Raw genomic sequence first — 16296 nt, forward strand, 5'->3', positions numbered from 1 at the left:
CCCACCATGATTGTTGCCCCGACGGGGCTAAGAGCGCCCGCCCCGTGGCGCGCGCAAGGAGACGAGATGATGAAAGCCTATGGTGCGGCCCTTGGCCTGATGCTGCTGTTGTCTGCCTGCAGCACCAATACCTCCGGCGTGGCCCTCTATGCTCCGGCGGGGGGCGCGGCTACCCTGGAGACCCACAACAGCTCCCTGGATGCGACCCTGACCGAGCAGAGCCGCCGTCAGCAAAATGGCTTGCTGCAGGTCAACGTGATCCTGGCCAACACACAGTCCGGGGACAACCATCTGCAATACCTGTTCTACTGGTACGATGGCAGCGGTCAGGAGCTGGCCAGCGATGGTCGCGGCTGGACCCCCATCAAGCTCCACGGTTATCAGAGCCGTACCCTGTCTGCCCTGGCGCCCAATGAGAGCGCCCAGGGGTACAGGGTCTATGTACGCGAAGTGATTGAGGAATCGAACTGATGAAAATGAATCATGCCCTGCTGATATTGAGCGGTGCCCTGCTGCTCGGCGGCTGCTCCAGCACCACCGTCAGCTATGGCGATCCGACCGAAACCGAGACGGTGACCGTGGATTACGGCTCAAGCGACCTGCAGGCCATCGCCGACAAGATGGCGGACTCCATGCTGAGCTCGCCGGCCACCAGCGAGATCACCGCCGGTGGCCGTCCAGTGATGTTCATGGACTCCATCCGCAACAAGACCTCGGAGCACATCGACACCGAGGCCATCACAGACACCCTGCGCACCAAGCTGCTGCGTTCCGGCAAGTTCCGCTTCGTCGACATGAGCAAGGTGAGCGCGGTCAAGCAGCAGCTCGAATACCAGCAGGGCAGCGGCATGGTGGATCCTGCGACCATGGTGCGGCTCGGCAAGCAGACCGGCGCCCGCTACATGGTCTATGGCAACCTCGCCAGCATCGTCAAGGACAATGGCAAGGTGAAGGACGTCTACTACCAGATGACCATGAACCTGATGGATCTGGAGAACGGCGAGCTGCTCTGGGCCGATCAGAAAGAGATCCGCAAGCAGGCGAAGAAATCCACTTTTGGCTGGTGAGAAAGACCGGTGGGCAGGGGCCCTGCACGGGCGGCGCGGGGATCTGGCGGAGCTGGCCCTGCTCGCCAGCCTGCCGACTCCCTGGCGTGAGGGGCGCCTCGAGCCCCTGAACCTGGGTCTCACCAATGGCAACTACCGACTGCACCTGGCCACGGGGGAAAGCTATTTCTTGCGGTGCGGGCACCCGGATCCCCTGCGCCTTGGCATCGACCGGGCCACCGAGTGGCAGCTCTATCAAGGCGCCATGGGGCAGGGCATCGCCTTGCCCTGTCATCACAGCGATCCGGGCTCGGGCCTGATGTTGTTGGACTGGTGCGACGAGCCGAACTGGGCACAGGCGCCGCCGCCCCCCGCCGAGCAGCCAGCCTTGCTGGCCGAGGTGCTCGGCCGCATGCACCGCTTGGCGCTGCCTCCCGTGGTGATGGCGGTGCGGGCCCACGCGGACGGCTATCGGGGGAGGCTGGCCCGGATCCCGGACTGGCTGCCGGCCCTTGAGCGGGGGCTGCTCGCGAGCCGTGAGCCGGACGATTGCTGGCTTCCTTGCCATCATGATCTCAATCCGGCTAATTTGTTGGGACCCAAGCCCTGGGTCATCGACTGGGAGTACGGCGCCGCCGGTCATCCCGGGTTCGAACTCGCCGGCATAGTGCGCACCCATGGTTGGAGCAAAGAGCAGCAGCGCCAGTTGGAGAGCTGCTATCTTGAAGGCAGGGAAGGCGCTCATAAGCTGCTCAATGGCAAAGGATTTCAGGCCGATGCCTTCCTGCCATGGGTCGATTACATCGGCCTGCTGTGGGGGCTCTTGATGGCCGAGCAACAGCCAGGGCCCGATTATCAGGCCCTGATCGACAAGAACCGCCAGCGCCTGGAATAGGCCTGGCCCCTGAATTCAAGGGGATGGCGCCCCGGTGTCACACCCGAACAACGAGCCCTGAACGACGCTAGTTTCTCAACGATTGGAGGCATGCATGCGAACCACCTTCTCATGGCGTCAACCGCGCAGCTGGAGCCTGTTGCTGCTCTGCCTGCTGCTGACGGGCTGCGCTACCCGGGTCATCTACTACTGGCTCGATTCCGCCATCGTCTGGCAACTGGATGACTACTTCTCCCTGGATCGCAGCCAGAAGAAGCTGCTGGATACCGAGGTCAAGGGGCTGATGGCCTGGCACCGCCAGCACGAGCTGCCCATCTATGCCCGGGATCTGGATGCCCTGGCCAAGGCGGTGGCGAGCCCCATGAGTCCGGAGCAGGTCGCCGTGCATCTGGACAAGACCCAGGCCAGCCTGACCCGCACCCTGGAGAACGCCATTCCCCGTACAGTGCGCCTCGCCCGTACCCTGACCGACGCCCAGGTGGCCCACTTCATGGGGGACAGGGTGAAGCGCCAGGAGGAGCGTCAGCACGACTTCGCCACCGAGTCCAAGGCCGAGATGCTCAAGGGCTTTCGGGAGAAGATGAACGAGCGGCTGGTGTTCTGGATTGGCAAGGTCAAGCCGGCCCAGGAACCGCTTATCGCCCAGTGGGCCGAGTGGCAATACGAGATGATGGGCCCCTGGCTCGAGTTTCAGGGGGCCTGGACCAAGGAGCTGGAGCGCTTGATGAAGCAGCGCCAGAGCCCGGACTTTGGCAAGGAGCTGACCCGCTTGCTGCAACAGGGTGACGGCCTGATGGATGGGCGCTTCACCGGTTATACGGACCAGTCTCGCCAGCGCACCATCAAGTGGCTGAGCGATCTCAGTCAGTCGATGGATCTCTCCCAGCGCGCCCACCTCTACACCCTGCTCAAGGACTATGCCGAGGACTTCGAGGGCATGGTCGGCAAGGGCTGATAGCGCCCCTCATGGGTCACGAGGGCGGTGGGCGAGAGCCTGCCGCCCTTGTCCTTGCAGGAAGGCTATGGTAGTTTGCCCCCTCTGTTATTCGGGAATTAACTGTTTGAGTCGCTTGGATAAAGTGAAACTGGCCGCGATGACCCTGCTCATGGCGCTCACCTTGTTGCTCTCTACCGTGTCGGTGGAAGGGTTCAAGGCGCCCGTTCACCAGAGCGATACCGAGCAGGCGCTGGTGGTGCACGCTGCCAGTCACAGCGACGATGGGGTGGTCAAGTTCGTCGGCTCCAACCAGAATCATCTGCTGCGCCTCGAGCATTCACTGCGCAGCGACAATGCCCCCCAGAACGTCGTCTACGAGCTGATCACGAGCTGGTCCCAGCAGGCCATTCTGCTGCTGCTGTGTGGTCTGCTGCTCTATGCAGCCCTCTTCTACCCCAAGCAGAGTTTCCGGGATAACTTCGCCACCATTCATAGCCGGCGTTTGCAGCGCCGACACCTGCAGTATCGCTTCTCCCAGAGCTTCCTCGCCTGACCCCGATGGGGTCAGTCAGCCGTCTGTTGCCTCATCTCCTCTCTGTAGCCGTTTAGTTTTACTGAACGGTTAGGCTGTCTTGTTTCATTTTTTTGCGCGGTGCGACCTTGTGTGCGCCACGCCGCCTTCGCCTGACAGAGGCCTTTGTTATGAGAAAAAAGAGTCATCTCACCCTGAACCGCATGAACATGTGGCAGTACGCCCTGCTGTTGCTCATGCTGCTCACTTTCACGTTTTACTCCCTGCCCACCTTCTTCGGTGAGCAGCCATCCCTCGGCCTGCACGGCCAGCGCAGCCTGACCGAGGCGCAGCGCACCCTGTTCGAGCAGCACAAGATCCCCCTGCTCAAGGAGGTGCAGCAGCAGGAGCGGGTCGAGCTGGTGTTCGACAGCCAGGCCGATCAGCAGCGCGCCAAGCAGTTGCTGGAGCAGGAGGGCCATGACAGCGCGGCCCTGACCCTGGAGTTCTACTCCAATGCCCCGACCTGGATAAGCCAGCTCGGCGCCGCCCCCATCAAGCTCGGGCTGGACTTGCGCGGTGGCTCCCAGCTGCTGATCGGGGTCGATCTCAGCTTCGTCATCGACAACCAGACCAAGAACCTGGTGGACTCCCTGCGCACCCAGTTTCGCGAGGCGCGCCTGCGCGGCGCCAACGTGGCTCGGGTAGCGGAAGGGGAGGTGCGCGTCATCTTGCCGGAGGCGGTGGACGAGACCCCCTGGCTCAACATCATCAAGGAGAGTGCCGGTACCCGTCAGGATCAGTGGACCCAGAAGCGCAGCGGCAACGAGCTGCGGCTGGTGATGAGCGAGGCCGAGCGCACCCTGCTCGCCAACAACGCCGTGACCCAGAACCTGTCGATCCTGAAAAAACGGATCAACGAACTCGGCATCGTCGAGGCCTCGGTCCAGCGGCAGGGCCTGGACGGCATTCGCATCGAGCTACCCGGGGTACACAACCCGAAACAGGCCAAGGAAGTGATCGGCGCTACCGCCTCGCTCGCCTTCTATCAGGCCAAGCCGGACAGCCACTTCTTCATGGCGGATCGCAACGGTCAGGCGGTGGGCATGGCCCGCAAGCCGGTGCTGACCGGTGAGCACATCGTCGATGCTCGCGCCGGCATGGGGGAGATGGGTCAGCCTCAGGTGAGCATAGTGCTCGACACCCTGGGGGGCAGCAAGATGAACCAGTTCAGCCGCCAACACGTGGGCAGCGCCATGGCTACCGTCTTCACCGAATACAAGACCAACAGCCAGGGCAAGCTGCGGGCCCAGAGCGAGGTGATCAACGTCGCCACCATACAGACCGCGCTCGGCAACCAGTTCCGCATCACAGGGCTCGCCAGCGTGCCGGAAGCCCAGGAGCTCGCCATGCTGCTGCGGGCCGGCGCCCTCACCGCGCCGCTGAAGATCCTGGAGGAGCGCTCCATAGGCCCGACCCTGGGCTTGCAGAACATAGAGGCGGGCTTCACCGCCCTGGCGTTCGGCATGGCCGGCATGATGCTGTTCATGATGGCCTGGTATCGCAAGTTCGGCTGGATCGCCATCACGGCGCTCATCGGCAACTTGCTGATGCAGGTGGGCATGCTGGCGGTGTTGCCGGGGGCCGTACTGACCCTGCCGGGCATCGCCGGCCTGGTGCTCACCGTCGGCATGGCGGTGGATACCCATGTGCTCATCTTCGAGCGGATCAAGGACAGGCTGCGGGAGGGGGGCTCGTTGGCCAACGCCATCGACTTTGGTTATCGCTCGGCGTTCAGCACCATCTTCGATGCCAACATCACCACCCTGATCTGCGCCGTGGTGCTCTACTCCATCGGCTCGGGCCCGCTGCAGGGCTTCTCCATCACCCTGATCCTGGGGCTTATCTCCAGCATGGTGACCGGCATCTGGGGCACCCGCGCCATCATCAACCCCTTGTGGGGCAAGAGCAGCGCCAAGCTGCTGAGGGTATGACCATGAGCAGAACGACACGCTTGAGTCATGGCGCCGCGCGCCGCACCGATTGCCTCCCGCAGGAGATCCTGCATCATCCGTTGCCGAGGGTAGAACAATGCTGAGAATGATCGTTGCCATGGGCCTGACCCGCTGGCGTTACATTGGTTTGTGGATGTCCGTGCTGCTGACCGTCGCCAGCATCGCCGTGCTGGCCATCAATGGCCTCTCTCTCGGGCTCGATTTCACCGGCGGTATCTTGCTGGAGTTTCGGATCCAGACCCTGAAGGAGGCCCATGAGCTCAATGCCCTGCTGAGCGCCCCCCTGGCGGGGGCGGTGGAGCTGAGCGGCGCCGGCGTCCCCGGCGAGTGGCTCATCAAGCTGCCCCCCCACGAGCTGCCCTGGCCGGCGGAGGAGTTGGCAAGCATGCTGGGCCAGCAGCTGAATCTGCCGGTGGAGCTGCTGCGCACCACCATAGTTGGGCCTCAGGTGGGCGCCGAGCTGTTCCAGCAGGGGATGCTGGCGGTGCTGGTGGCGTCTTTGGCCATCTCGGGTTATCTCGCGGTGCGCTTCGAGTGGCGCCAGGCCATCGGCATCCTGGTGTCGGTGCTGCATGACGGCCTGGTGGCCATGGGGCTCTTGGCGCTCTTCAACATCGAGTTCGATCTCAACGTGATTGCGGGCCTGATGGCGGTGATTGGCTATTCCTTGAACGACAGTATCGTCATCTCGGACCGGTTGCGGGATCTGCTGGGTTCACGCACCCAGATGGGGATCCACGAGTGCTCGGACGTGGCCATCAAGGCCACCTTCAGCCGCACCATGATCACCTCGGGCACGACGCTCTTCACCGTCGGGGCCCTGCTGCTGTTCGGGGGCGATGCACTCTACGGCTTCTCCTTCACCCTGTTCGCCGGCATCCTGGTGGGGACCCTCTCTTCCATCACGGTGGCGTCCACCGTGCAGGAGCTGCTGGGCCTCTCACCCCAGGCCTATCAGAAGAAAGAGGAAGAGAGCCTGGCCGAAGCGGCCTGACGCGTCCTTGAGTCACCACGAAAAACGGGCCAGCTGGCCCGTTTTTTTATCTCTCTGCGCGCTGTCGCTGTCCTAGAATCCGGAACCTGGCTGCTGCAAGAAGGCGGTCTCTTCTCCCTGATCTGCACGGCCCAGGATGGCGTTGCGATGGGGGAAGCGGCCGAAGCGATCGACGATCACCTGGTGGCGGCGGGCGAAATCCGCGAAGCCCTCGAAGGTGGCCTGGGCCGGGGTGCCGACCTGCTCGGCCGCCAGCGCCTCGAACAGGGCCACGCTCCTGGCCTGCTGCTCGCTGGACTCAGCATGCTCCAGCGGCAGGTAGAAGAAGACCCGGCCAAGGGGCGAGAGCGCCTTGTCCGCCCCCAGCATCAGTCCCTTCAGGCAGAGTTCTCGCGCCTTGGCATCCTGGGCGAAGGCGCCCGGGGTGCCTCTATGGATGTTGCGCGGCAGCTGATCCAGCAGCAGGATCAGCGCGAGACGCCCGACGGGCACCTCGGCCCAAGCATCCAGGGCGCCGCTGGCGGCAGCCTCGGCCAGCTCACCGAAGCGGCTCTCGAGCAGGGCATCTGTCTCGTCGCTTTTGCCCCACCAGAGCGGGGATTGGCGCTTGGCGCGGGTGGTGTCGTCGGCGTCATCGCCAAACCAGAAATCGAGCAAAGGTTGCCAGGGCTGCATGGAAACTCCTTGGGCCGAGAGGCTCATGGGTGAAACAAGGCCAATTGGCCCTGTCATGGGGGCTGCCGAAACGGCGGCTTCTCGCTACACTGTGCCATCTTTTGCCCGAAATGAGGAAGCCCCCTGGTCACAGGCCCATGCTTGGCCGACCGGGTGGCCTTGTCCGCGAGCCCTTGTCCGTGAGGCCAATGGCGCGGGCAGGGGTGGCGGCCTCGCGACCGATATGAGGAATGCTTGATATGGCCGGAACCAGTTTGTTGGCCCTGCTCGACGATATTGCCAGCGTGCTCGATGACGTGGCCCTGATGACCAAGATGGCGGCCAAGAAGACCGCCGGCGTGCTCGGGGACGATCTCGCCCTCAACGCCGAGCAGGTGTCCGGGGTGCGGGCGGAGCGGGAGCTGCCGGTGGTGTGGGCGGTGGCCAAGGGGTCGTTTCGCAACAAGCTCATCCTGGTGCCTGCCGCCATTGCCATCAGCGTCCTGGTGCCCTGGCTCATCACCCCCTTGCTGATGTTGGGGGGCGCCTACCTCTGCTTCGAGGGCGCGGAGAAGCTGGCCCACAAGTTCCTGCCCCACGAGGCCGCGGGGGATGCGCATGCAGGCCCCATTCCTGACGATCTGGTGGCTTTCGAGCAGCAGAAGATCAAGGGGGCCATTCGCACCGATTTCATCCTCTCCGCCGAGATCATAGTGATAGCCCTCGGCACAGTGCAGGGCACCAGCCTGGGTCTGCAGATCTCGGTGGTGGCGGGCATAGCCCTGTTGATGACAGTGGGGGTCTACGGTCTGGTGGGGCTCATCGTCAAGCTCGACGACATAGGCCTGCACCTGTTGCAAAAAACGGATGCCAGCGCCCTGCGCCGCGCGTTCGGGCGAGGTCTGCTGGTGACGGCCCCCAAGCTGATGCACCTGCTGGCACTGGTCGGTACCATCGCCATGTTCATGGTCGGTGGCGGCATCCTGGTCCACGGTTGGCCCTTCGTGCATCACCTCATCGAAGGGGTGGCCGCGAGTCTAGCTCCCTTGGCAGGGGTGGGCGCCGTGCTGGCCGCCGTGACGCCGACCCTGCTCAACGCCCTGGTGGGCGTGCTGGCGGGCCTGGTACTGGTGCTGGCCATGACGCTGGTGAGCCGACTCAAACCCGCCAAGTAAGGGACCTGCGACCGGGGCCTAGCCCCTATTCCAGACATCCCGAACATCCTGTTTGTTGACCAGAATGGGGGCTAGGCAATCGCCTGCCCCCTTCGTACTATCTGGCTGCGACTGCCCAGCAGAGGCGGCGCCACCCGATTTGGACGCAAACAAACAAGGACAGTTATGATGCCACTCCTCTGGCAGGATGATCACATCTTCGCCGCCCCCGACTGCCCGGCCGTCGACGCCGCTTTCCACCATGCACAGCAGTTGCTGACCAGCCTGAGGCCGCTGCTGGACGAGCTGCCCGCCACCCGGGACACCAATGCGCTTAGGCACCTGCTTCGCACCATACGGCGGCAGGCCGAGGAGGTGACGCGGCTGGCCTGGAATGCCCAGACCTATGGTTACAACCGCTTGAGCCGCAATGGTCGCGATGAGCCCGCCAAGGTGCTGCTCTCCCGTGGCCAGCAGTTGCAGGCAAGCCTGGCCCAGCTCATCAAACCCGTGGCCCTGTTCTGGCTGAATGCCCCCAAGGAGCAGGTGCGACTGCTGCTGCAGGATCCCGAGCTGTTCGAGCTGGCCTATGACATTCGCCACGCCCGTCGGCTGCAGGATCAGCGGCTGTCGCTTGAGTCAGAGCAGCTGATCGAGGGGCTGGCGGTGGACGGCCTGCAGGCCTGGGGAGATCTCTACGACGGCCTGGTGGGCAGGCTCAGCCCTCGGGTTGAGGGCGAGCCCATGGGGCTGGCGCAGGCGGACAACCTGCTCTCACACCCGGACAGGGCGCGGCGCACCCACGCCTGGCACGCTATTCAGGCCGCCTGGGCTGGCGAGCAGGAGACGGTGGCGGCCATCCTCAATGCCATCAATGGCTGGCGCAACGAGCTCGCCACCCAGCGTGGCAAGGAGCGTCGGCTCGATGCCCTGGACGTCTCCTGCCATCAGGGTCATCTCGAGCGCCGCACGCTAGAGACCCTGATGGGGGAGGCGGATGCTCACAAGGAGCTCGGCAGGCGGGCCCTGCGGGCCATGGCAAGCGCCCAGGGAATCAACGATTTCGCCCCCTGGGATCTCTATGCGCCGCCCCCCGCGACGAGTTCGGTCGCCATCAATCTGGCGCAGGCCCTCACCCTGGTGGCGGATGCGTTCGGGAGTTTCGACCCCGAGATGGGGGCCTTCGTGCACCAGATGGCCGAGCGTGGCTGGATTGATGCCAACCCGAGCGAACACAGGCGCAGCGGCGCCTACAGCACCGAGTATGCCCATCCCGCCGAGCCCAGGGTGTTCATGACCTTCGAGGGCACCCTGGACAACGTCATCACCCTGGCTCACGAGCTCGGCCACGCCTGGCACAGCTGGGTGCTGCGGGAGCTGCCGCTGGAGCAGCGGGACTATCCCAAGACGCTCGCCGAGACGGCCTCCCTGTTTGCCGAGACGCTAGTGCGGGAGGCGCTGTATGGGCGCATGGAGACCCGGGAGCAGCGGCGGGACATCGCCTGGATGGACGGGGAGCGGGCCGCCAGCATGCTGCTGGACGTTCCGTCCCGTTTTGCGTTCGAGCGGGCTCTGGTGGCGGCGCGGGAGCAGGGGTATGTGGGGGCGAGCCAGCTCAGGGCCATGATGAAATCTGCCAAGGAGCAGTGGTATGGTGACAGCCTTTGCCAGTACGACGAGCTGTTCTGGGCCAGCAAGGGGCACTTCTCCATCGCCGATCTCGGGTTTTACAACTACCCGTATCTGTTTGGCTACCTGTTCAGCCTGGGGCTCTATGCCCAGAAGGAGCGGGTGGGGGATGACTTCGTCGAGGCCTACCGGGCGTTGCTCACCGACACAGGGCGCATGAGCGCCGAAGATCTGGTGGAGAAGCACCTCGGCATCGATATTCGCGAGCCCGCCTTCTGGCAGGAGAGCCTGCGTCAGGTAGAAGAGGCGGTCGCGCGTCTCGAGCGGCTGGTGTAGTGCGCTGCCAGTCGCGAGACAGGCACCCTTTATCCGTGGTCCGCTGCGCCGGGCCACGCTGTTTTTGATAACGAATCAACACGAGTCGACGATGCAACCCACCCAATACCCGCAGCAGTGGCAGAACCAGCATATCTATCCCTCCCTCGACAGCAGCGTGCTGGAGGCAGACATGAGTCTGGCCCGCGCGAGCCTGGACGAGTTGAGTGACTTCATTGGCACCTTGGGCCTGGTGCGCGATCAGGCCGATGCCCTGCAGGATTTCCTGCGAGAGGTGCGCCTGCGTGCCCAGCGCATCCGCAACATCGGCTGGAACGTGGCGGTGCTGGCGGCCTCCAAGGGCAGCCAGGATGCCCTGGATCCTCTGGCCAAGCAGTTGGCCTCCCGCGCCCGGGCCCTCAACGCTGATCTCTTCAAGGCACTGGCGCCGGTGGAAGATCTGATGCTGGGCTTGCCTGCGGCCGAGTTTGAACACCTGATACAAGATCCCTTGCTCGGGGAGGAGGATTATCGCCTGCGCCACGAGCGGCGCCTGCAGGATCAGCGCCTGCCGGTGGAGGCGGAGCAGCTGGTGATAGGGCTTGGTACCGACGGTCTGCACGGTTGGGGCAACCTCTATAACGATCTGGTGGGCAAGATCCGCCTGACCATAGCCGGGCAGGAGATGGGGTTGGCACAGGCGAGCAACCTGTTGTCGAGCCCGGACAGGGCACTTCGTCGGGAAGCGTTCGATGCCATCAGTGCCGGCTGGGCCGGCGAGCAGGAGACGGTGGCCGCCATCCTCAACGCCCTCAATGGCTGGCGCCTGGAGCTGGCCCGCCAGCGCGGCAAGACGCGCTTGCTCGATGCGCTGGATGTTTCCTGCCACCAGAGCCACATCGATCGCGCCACCCTGGATACCCTGATGGCCGAGACCCATAAGGCCCGTGGTCTGGGCCAGCGGGCGCTGGCGCTGATGGCAGGCAAGCTTGGCATTTCGGACCTTGGGCCGGAGGACTTGTTCGCGCCGCCCCCGGCCGCGACCAGTCGGACCATCCCCTTCGAGGAGGCGATCGAGATCATTGCCCAGGCGTTCGCCGCCTTCGACTCCGAGATGGGGGCGTTCGCCCGCATGATGGCCGAGCGTGGCTGGATAGACGCGGCGCCCACCCCGAACCGGCGCACCGGTGCCTATTGCACCAAGTTTGCCGATCCGGTGGAGCCGCGGGTCTTTATCACCTATGCGGGCACCATGGACAACGTCATCACGCTCGCCCACGAGCTCGGTCACGCCTGGCACAACTGGCTCATTCGCGATCTGCCCATGAGTCAGCGCAGCTACCCCATGACGCTGGCGGAGACCGCCTCCATCTTCGCCGAAACCCTGGTGCGCAGCGCTTTATTCGAACAGGCGCAGACCCAAGAGCAACGCCAGGCCATCGCCTGGGCCGAGGCGGACGGCGCCGCCACCTTCCTGGTCAACATTCCGGCTCGCTTCGCGTTCGAACAGGCCCTGGTGGCCGAGCGTCAGAAGGGCTATGTGTCGGCCACGAGACTCTGCGCCCTGACCGACGAGGCCTGGGGCACCTGGTATGAGGGGAGCCTCGTGCGCTATCACCCCCTGTTCTGGGCCGCCAAGGCGCATTTTTCCATCGCAGGCTTTGGTTTCTACAACTATCCCTATCTGTTCGGTTACCTGTTCAGTCTCGGGGTCTATCACCAGCTGATGAGCCGCAAGGCCGCAGGGGAAACGAATGTCGCTCAGGCTTATCGTGCCCTGCTGCGAGACACGGGCCGCATGAGTGCCGAGGAACTGGTGGAAAAACACCTGGGGCAGGACATCCGCGAGGCGACGTTCTGGCAGGGGAGCCTGGCGCTGGTGGCGGATGCGGTGACGCGCTTCGAGCAGACGCAGGGCTGAGGCCCGGCGCTCTGCAGCACAGAACGAGGTCCCGCCGAGATGGCGGGATTTCTCTTATCGGGCGATGCCGGCGGCGGCCAGGCAGGGCCGATTTGTCCGCGAAGCGTCATAAACACCGGATGAAATGCGTTTTATGGCGGCCGGGGGCGTGATCCAAAGCAAGAAAGTTGGATGTTTTGGTGGCGCATGGGCCCGCCGCTGGAGTAGTTTCGATAGAACCGACACAGTTTCCGAGGTCTTATCCATGATCATCTATCTGCATGGCTTTGATGCCACCAGCCCCGGCAATCATGAGAAAGTGCTGCAGTTGCAGTTTATCGATGATGATGTGCGTTTCGTGCACTACAGCACGGTTCACCCCCGCCATGACATGAGTCACCTGCTCAAGGAAGTGAAGAAGCAGCTCGACATGAGCACTGACCCCAAACCCCTCATCTGCGGGGTCGGTCTCGGTGGCTACTGGAGCGAGCGGATCGGTTTTCTGTGCGGCATCAAGCAGGTGATTTTCAACCCCAATCTCAACCCGGCGCAAAACATGCAGGGCAAGATCGACCGGCCGGAAGAGTACGACGACATTGGCACCAAGTGTGTAACCGAATTTCGTAATAAAAATTCAGGAAACTGCCTGTGCATCCTTTCCGTTCAGGATGAAATCCGCGATAATCGGGACACTGAACGTGATTTGAAGAACTATTACGACATCGTATGGGATGAGCGCGAGACCCATAAATTCAAGAACATCTCGCACCATCTGCAACGGATGAAGGCCTTCAAGGAAGCCTGAGCCATCACGTCAACCGATTTCGTTTTAGGGAGCCAATGGCTCCCTTTCGTTTTGAGGAACTAAGGAAAATCATCATGATGAATATTGTCGTTGTGGGCGGCGGCGCCGGCGGTCTCGAACTCGCGACCAGCCTGGGTCGCAAGCTGGGCAAGAAGAACAAGGCCAAGGTCACCCTGGTGGATCGCAACCGCACCCACCTGTGGAAACCCCTGCTGCACGAAGTGGCCACCGGCTCCATGGACGCGGGCATCGATGCCCTGAGCTACCAGTCCCATGCCAAAAACCACGGTTTTGACTTCCAGCTCGGCAGCCTGACCGACATCAAGCGCGACGAGAAACGCATCGTGCTGGCGCCGATTCACGACGAGAACGGCGATCTGGTGGTGCATGAGCGGGAAGTGCCTTACGACGTGCTGGTGATGGCGATTGGTTCCGTGTCCAACGACTTCAACACCAAGGGCATCAAGGATCACTGCATCTTCCTGGACAGCCCCTCCCAGGCTCATCGCTTCTACAACAGCATGATGAACCGCTTCCTGCAGTTCGCCACCGAATACCAGCCGGGCGACAAGGTGAAGATCGCCATCGTCGGCGGCGGCGCCACCGGGGTAGAGCTCTCCGCCGAGCTCTACAACGCGGTGGAGCAGCTCTACGCCTACGGCTTCAAGAACCTCACCACCGACAGCTTGAAGGTGACCCTGGTCGAAGCGGGCCCCCGCATCCTGCCGGCCCTGCCGGAGCGCATCAGCGGCGCCGCTCACCAGGAGCTGGTGAAGCTCGGGGTGGACGTGCGCACCGCCACCATGATCACCGAAGCTACTGCTGAGGGGCTGCATACCAAGGATGGCGAGCTGATTGAAGCTGACCTCATGGTGTGGGCCGCAGGTATCAAGGCGCCTGACTTCATGAAGGACATCGCGGGTCTGGAGACCAACCGCATCAACCAGCTGGTGGTGAAAGAGACCCTGCAGACCACCCGTGACGAGAACATATTCGTCATCGGCGACTGCGCCGCCTGCCCGCAGCCGGATGGCAAGTTCGTGCCGCCGCGCGCCCAGTCTGCTCACCAGATGGCGAGCCAGGCGTTCAAGAACATCTTGGCCAAGATGAACGGCGGCGAGATGAAGCCCTACCTCTACCACGATCACGGCTCCCTCGTCTCTTTGAGTCGCTTCTCCACCGTGGGCAGCCTGATGGGCAACCTGATGCGTGGCTCCATGATGGTGGAAGGTTACCTGGCGCGCATGGTCTACATCAGCCTGTATCGCATGCACCAGGTGGCCCTGCACGGCTACATCAAGACCGGCCTCATCATGCTGGTGGGCCGCATCAACCGGGTGCTGCGCCCGAGCATGAAGCTGCACTGATACCCATAATGGCCCGGCTCACCCCGGGCCTTTTTGCATCTCACCAACATGAGGCCCGCTTGTGACTACCACTTCTTGCGAGGAGGTTGGCTTCCAGGGGCCGCACAGCCCCCTGACCACGCTCCTGCTGGCGGCATGCGACATCCTGTTCCTGCTGCTGCTCACCCTGATCCCGACCCTGACCGTCGCCCTCGATCTGCGCTGGCTCCATAACGCCGTGGGAGAGGCCTCCATCACAGAGCTGCTGCAGGAAGGGATATTGCTCGCCATCGTCATCGGCCTGTACTGGAAGGGCCGGGTTCTGCCCGAGGTGCGCGCCTTCCTGTGGCTCATCGCCGGCTTCTTTGGCTGCCTGCTGATCCGCGAGCTGGACGTGTTCTTCGACATGATCTGGCACGGCTTCTGGGTCTATCCGGCCCTGTTGCTGGCCACGGCGACCCTGGTGCACACCTGGCGTCACGGCCGCGCCACCCTGCTCAGCGGCGCCGCCCGCTTCGCGCAGCACCGCAGCGCCCTGTTCACCCTATTCGGCCTGCTGCTGGTGGCCGTGTTCAGCCGGGTGTTTGGCAGCGGCTCCCTGCTGTGGAACGAGATCCTGGGGGTGAGCAATGCCTTCGAGTTCAAGACCGCCCTGCAGGAGGGGATAGAGCTGCTGGGCTACTCCTATGTCGCCTACGGCATATTGACCCACGGCGGCTACCTGCGTTAGGCACCCCTGTTGTCTTCATGAAAAAGCCGCTCCCTGAGCGGCTTTTTTGATGGGCTTTTTGGGATGGGATATGGGGCGTCTAGAAGCGGGTGTTGTAGTTGACGGCGAAGAAGTAGAGTGCCGGGGTGGGGTAGTGGCCGGAGAGCGCCCCCTCATTGACGCTGGCACTCTCCACATGGACGTACTCGAACCCGGCCCCCAGGGTGTCCTGGGCAGTGAAGGCGTAGGTGGCACCCGTACCCAGGCGCAGGGCCGCGCCGCTTGGCACCGTCAGGGCCGTGTTGTTCTGATCCCGATAGGCGCTGCTGTCGTAAGCCAGGCCGCCGTTCAGGGTCCAGCGGGGGGTCAGCTTATGCTGCAGCCCGGCGGCCAGGTGATAGGTGTCCTGATAGAGGATCGTCTCCGCCAGGGATCGCTCAAAAACGGTGACCTGGTTGTCGTTGTAGTGGCTCCAGTCCTGCCAGCCGAGGTTGCCCATGACAGCCCAGTCGGTGGCGAATTCGTGATAGCCACTCAGCATCAGCTGCTGCGGGCTGTTGACCAGGGTCGCGACCGGGATGGTGGCCTTGATGGCGGGCATGTTGGGCCGCTGGAAGCTTACCTCGCGATCGATGTCGAAGTGATACTGCATCTCGCTGCTGTAGCCCAACCCGAAGCGGGTACCCGCGTTGAGTTCATAGAGGATCCCCAGCTTGGCGTTGAAGGCCCAGTCGGTGTCATCTTGCTTCTGCACTCCCTGATCGGGTTCACGGGTGAGGGAAAACAGGCCGTAGTTGATGCCAAGGCCGGCGCCGAGTGACCAGTGCTTATCGATGCGGTAGGCCAGGGACGGTTGCAGGGTCAGGCCTATCAGGGTCGCCTCTTTCACCAGCTGCTTGCCCGCCCAGTCGCCGTAATCCAGCCCCAGACCGAAGTTGCCATAGCTCGCAATGCCCGCTGACCAGTGTTCATCAATCTGCTGGCTGTAGTAGAGGGAGGCGGCGGGGAACCAGCCGATGACGGTGTCTATGTCTTCCTGCGCCGGATCGGTGAGATCGTAGGGCGCATCCCCGTACAGCATCTGGCCGGCCACGGTCAGGTTGCTGCCCTCAAGGTGGCTCAAGCCCGCCGGGTTCATGAACTGCACGGTCGCATCCTGGGCCCTGGCCGCCATGCCGGCGGTGGCGAGGCCGAGATCATTGGTGCCCGTCTCATAGAGATACAGACCGGCGGTCTGGCCCTGACTCGTCAACAGCATTCCCAATGGCAACAGCCATAGGCTCATGACCTTCTTGCTTGTATTTATCCTTCTCATCCCTGTCGTGCTCCTGCGTAGAACCTGGCCCGATGCTCTGGATAAGCATCCATGACAGGGGGAGTATAGAT

General features: G+C 63.2%; 15 protein-coding genes. 13 read left to right on the top strand and 2 right to left on the bottom strand.

Features of this window, described 5'->3' with window-relative positions:
- The first annotated feature begins 69 nt into the window (after nucleotides 1-69).
- From CUC44_RS10185 to secF, 7 genes are all read left to right on the top strand, one after another.
- Nucleotides 70-471 (top strand): YcfL family putative periplasmic lipoprotein, encoded by a 402-nt coding sequence (locus CUC44_RS10185; protein ID WP_100859904.1) that lies wholly within the window; start codon nucleotides 70-72, stop codon nucleotides 469-471.
- Nucleotides 471-1067: a penicillin-binding protein activator LpoB gene (gene lpoB, locus CUC44_RS10190; protein ID WP_100859852.1), complete on the top strand. Its 597-nt coding sequence runs from the start codon at nucleotides 471-473 to the stop codon at nucleotides 1065-1067. The genes CUC44_RS10185 and lpoB overlap by 1 nt, the downstream gene beginning before the upstream one ends.
- Before the next feature lie 22 nt (nucleotides 1068-1089).
- Complete coding sequence (locus CUC44_RS10195; protein ID WP_100859905.1) at nucleotides 1090-1941, top strand: phosphotransferase; 852 nt, start codon at nucleotides 1090-1092, stop codon at nucleotides 1939-1941.
- A 94-nt stretch (nucleotides 1942-2035) separates the two neighbouring features.
- Entirely contained in the window at nucleotides 2036-2896 is an 861-nt protein-coding gene (locus tag CUC44_RS10200; protein ID WP_100859853.1) for a DUF6279 family lipoprotein, read from the top strand.
- 67 nt (nucleotides 2897-2963) lie between these two features.
- A complete protein-coding gene (locus tag CUC44_RS10205) occupies nucleotides 2964-3431 on the top strand; it encodes a hypothetical protein (RefSeq protein WP_100859854.1) in 468 nt (155 codons plus the stop codon).
- A gap of 149 nt (nucleotides 3432-3580) precedes the next feature.
- Nucleotides 3581-5383 (top strand): protein translocase subunit SecD, encoded by a 1803-nt coding sequence (gene secD, locus CUC44_RS10210; protein WP_100859855.1) that lies wholly within the window; start codon nucleotides 3581-3583, stop codon nucleotides 5381-5383.
- Nucleotides 5384-5480: 97 nt separating this feature from the next.
- Nucleotides 5481-6398, top strand: coding sequence for a protein translocase subunit SecF (secF, locus tag CUC44_RS10215; protein WP_208621052.1), 918 nt, complete (start codon nucleotides 5481-5483; stop codon nucleotides 6396-6398).
- A 72-nt stretch (nucleotides 6399-6470) separates the two neighbouring features.
- On the opposite strand, the gene CUC44_RS10220 is transcribed toward secF, so the two are convergent.
- On the bottom strand, nucleotides 6471-7073 hold the full coding sequence (locus CUC44_RS10220; RefSeq protein WP_100859856.1) for a DUF924 family protein: 603 nt from the start codon (nucleotides 7071-7073) through the stop codon (nucleotides 6471-6473).
- 239 nt (nucleotides 7074-7312) lie between these two features.
- Between CUC44_RS10220 and CUC44_RS10225 the strand changes: the two genes are divergently transcribed.
- From CUC44_RS10225 to CUC44_RS10250, 6 genes are all read left to right on the top strand, one after another.
- Nucleotides 7313-8227 carry a DUF808 domain-containing protein gene (locus tag CUC44_RS10225; RefSeq protein ID WP_100859857.1) on the top strand — a complete coding sequence of 305 codons (915 nt, stop codon included), beginning with the start codon at nucleotides 7313-7315 and terminating at the stop codon, nucleotides 8225-8227.
- Between the two features lie 165 nt (nucleotides 8228-8392).
- Nucleotides 8393-10171 carry a M3 family oligoendopeptidase gene (locus CUC44_RS10230; protein WP_100859858.1) on the top strand — a complete coding sequence of 593 codons (1779 nt, stop codon included), beginning with the start codon at nucleotides 8393-8395 and terminating at the stop codon, nucleotides 10169-10171.
- Nucleotides 10172-10262: 91 nt separating this feature from the next.
- Complete coding sequence (locus CUC44_RS10235; RefSeq protein ID WP_100859859.1) at nucleotides 10263-12071, top strand: M3 family oligoendopeptidase; 1809 nt, start codon at nucleotides 10263-10265, stop codon at nucleotides 12069-12071.
- Between the two features lie 244 nt (nucleotides 12072-12315).
- Nucleotides 12316-12855, top strand: coding sequence for an alpha/beta hydrolase YcfP (ycfP, locus tag CUC44_RS10240; RefSeq protein ID WP_100859860.1), 540 nt, complete (start codon nucleotides 12316-12318; stop codon nucleotides 12853-12855).
- A 74-nt stretch (nucleotides 12856-12929) separates the two neighbouring features.
- On the top strand, nucleotides 12930-14222 hold the full coding sequence (locus CUC44_RS10245) for an NAD(P)/FAD-dependent oxidoreductase (RefSeq protein ID WP_100859861.1): 1293 nt from the start codon (nucleotides 12930-12932) through the stop codon (nucleotides 14220-14222).
- A 61-nt stretch (nucleotides 14223-14283) separates the two neighbouring features.
- Entirely contained in the window at nucleotides 14284-14931 is a 648-nt protein-coding gene (locus CUC44_RS10250) for a hypothetical protein (protein WP_100859862.1), read from the top strand.
- Nucleotides 14932-15010: 79 nt separating this feature from the next.
- On the opposite strand, the gene CUC44_RS10255 is transcribed toward CUC44_RS10250, so the two are convergent.
- Entirely contained in the window at nucleotides 15011-16195 is a 1185-nt protein-coding gene (locus CUC44_RS10255) for an OmpP1/FadL family transporter (RefSeq protein WP_208621053.1), read from the bottom strand.
- Nucleotides 16196-16296: the final 101 nt, after the last annotated feature.

The organism is Aeromonas lusitana, from assembly GCF_002812985.1.
Taxonomy (GTDB): Bacteria; Pseudomonadota; Gammaproteobacteria; order Enterobacterales; family Aeromonadaceae; genus Aeromonas; species Aeromonas lusitana.

Bases quoted from the DNA above. Each gene is read 5' to 3' on its own strand.
- CUC44_RS10185 (WP_100859904.1), top strand. From the start codon at position 70: ATGAAAGCCTATGGTGCGGCCCTTGGCCTGATGCTGCTGTTGTCTGCC.
- lpoB (WP_100859852.1), top strand. From the start codon at position 471: ATGAAAATGAATCATGCCCTGCTGATATTGAGCGGTGCCCTGCTGCTC.
- CUC44_RS10200 (WP_100859853.1), top strand. From the start codon at position 2,036: ATGCGAACCACCTTCTCATGGCGTCAACCGCGCAGCTGGAGCCTGTTG.
- CUC44_RS10205 (WP_100859854.1), top strand. From the start codon at position 2,964: ATGGTAGTTTGCCCCCTCTGTTATTCGGGAATTAACTGTTTGAGTCGC.
- secD (WP_100859855.1), top strand. From the start codon at position 3,581: ATGAGAAAAAAGAGTCATCTCACCCTGAACCGCATGAACATGTGGCAG.
- secF (WP_208621052.1), top strand. From the start codon at position 5,481: ATGCTGAGAATGATCGTTGCCATGGGCCTGACCCGCTGGCGTTACATT.
- CUC44_RS10220 (WP_100859856.1), bottom strand. From the start codon at position 7,073: ATGCAGCCCTGGCAACCTTTGCTCGATTTCTGGTTTGGCGATGACGCC.
- CUC44_RS10225 (WP_100859857.1), top strand. From the start codon at position 7,313: ATGGCCGGAACCAGTTTGTTGGCCCTGCTCGACGATATTGCCAGCGTG.
- CUC44_RS10230 (WP_100859858.1), top strand. From the start codon at position 8,393: ATGATGCCACTCCTCTGGCAGGATGATCACATCTTCGCCGCCCCCGAC.
- CUC44_RS10235 (WP_100859859.1), top strand. From the start codon at position 10,263: ATGCAACCCACCCAATACCCGCAGCAGTGGCAGAACCAGCATATCTAT.
- ycfP (WP_100859860.1), top strand. From the start codon at position 12,316: ATGATCATCTATCTGCATGGCTTTGATGCCACCAGCCCCGGCAATCAT.
- CUC44_RS10245 (WP_100859861.1), top strand. From the start codon at position 12,930: ATGATGAATATTGTCGTTGTGGGCGGCGGCGCCGGCGGTCTCGAACTC.
- CUC44_RS10255 (WP_208621053.1), bottom strand. From the start codon at position 16,195: ATGAGCCTATGGCTGTTGCCATTGGGAATGCTGTTGACGAGTCAGGGC.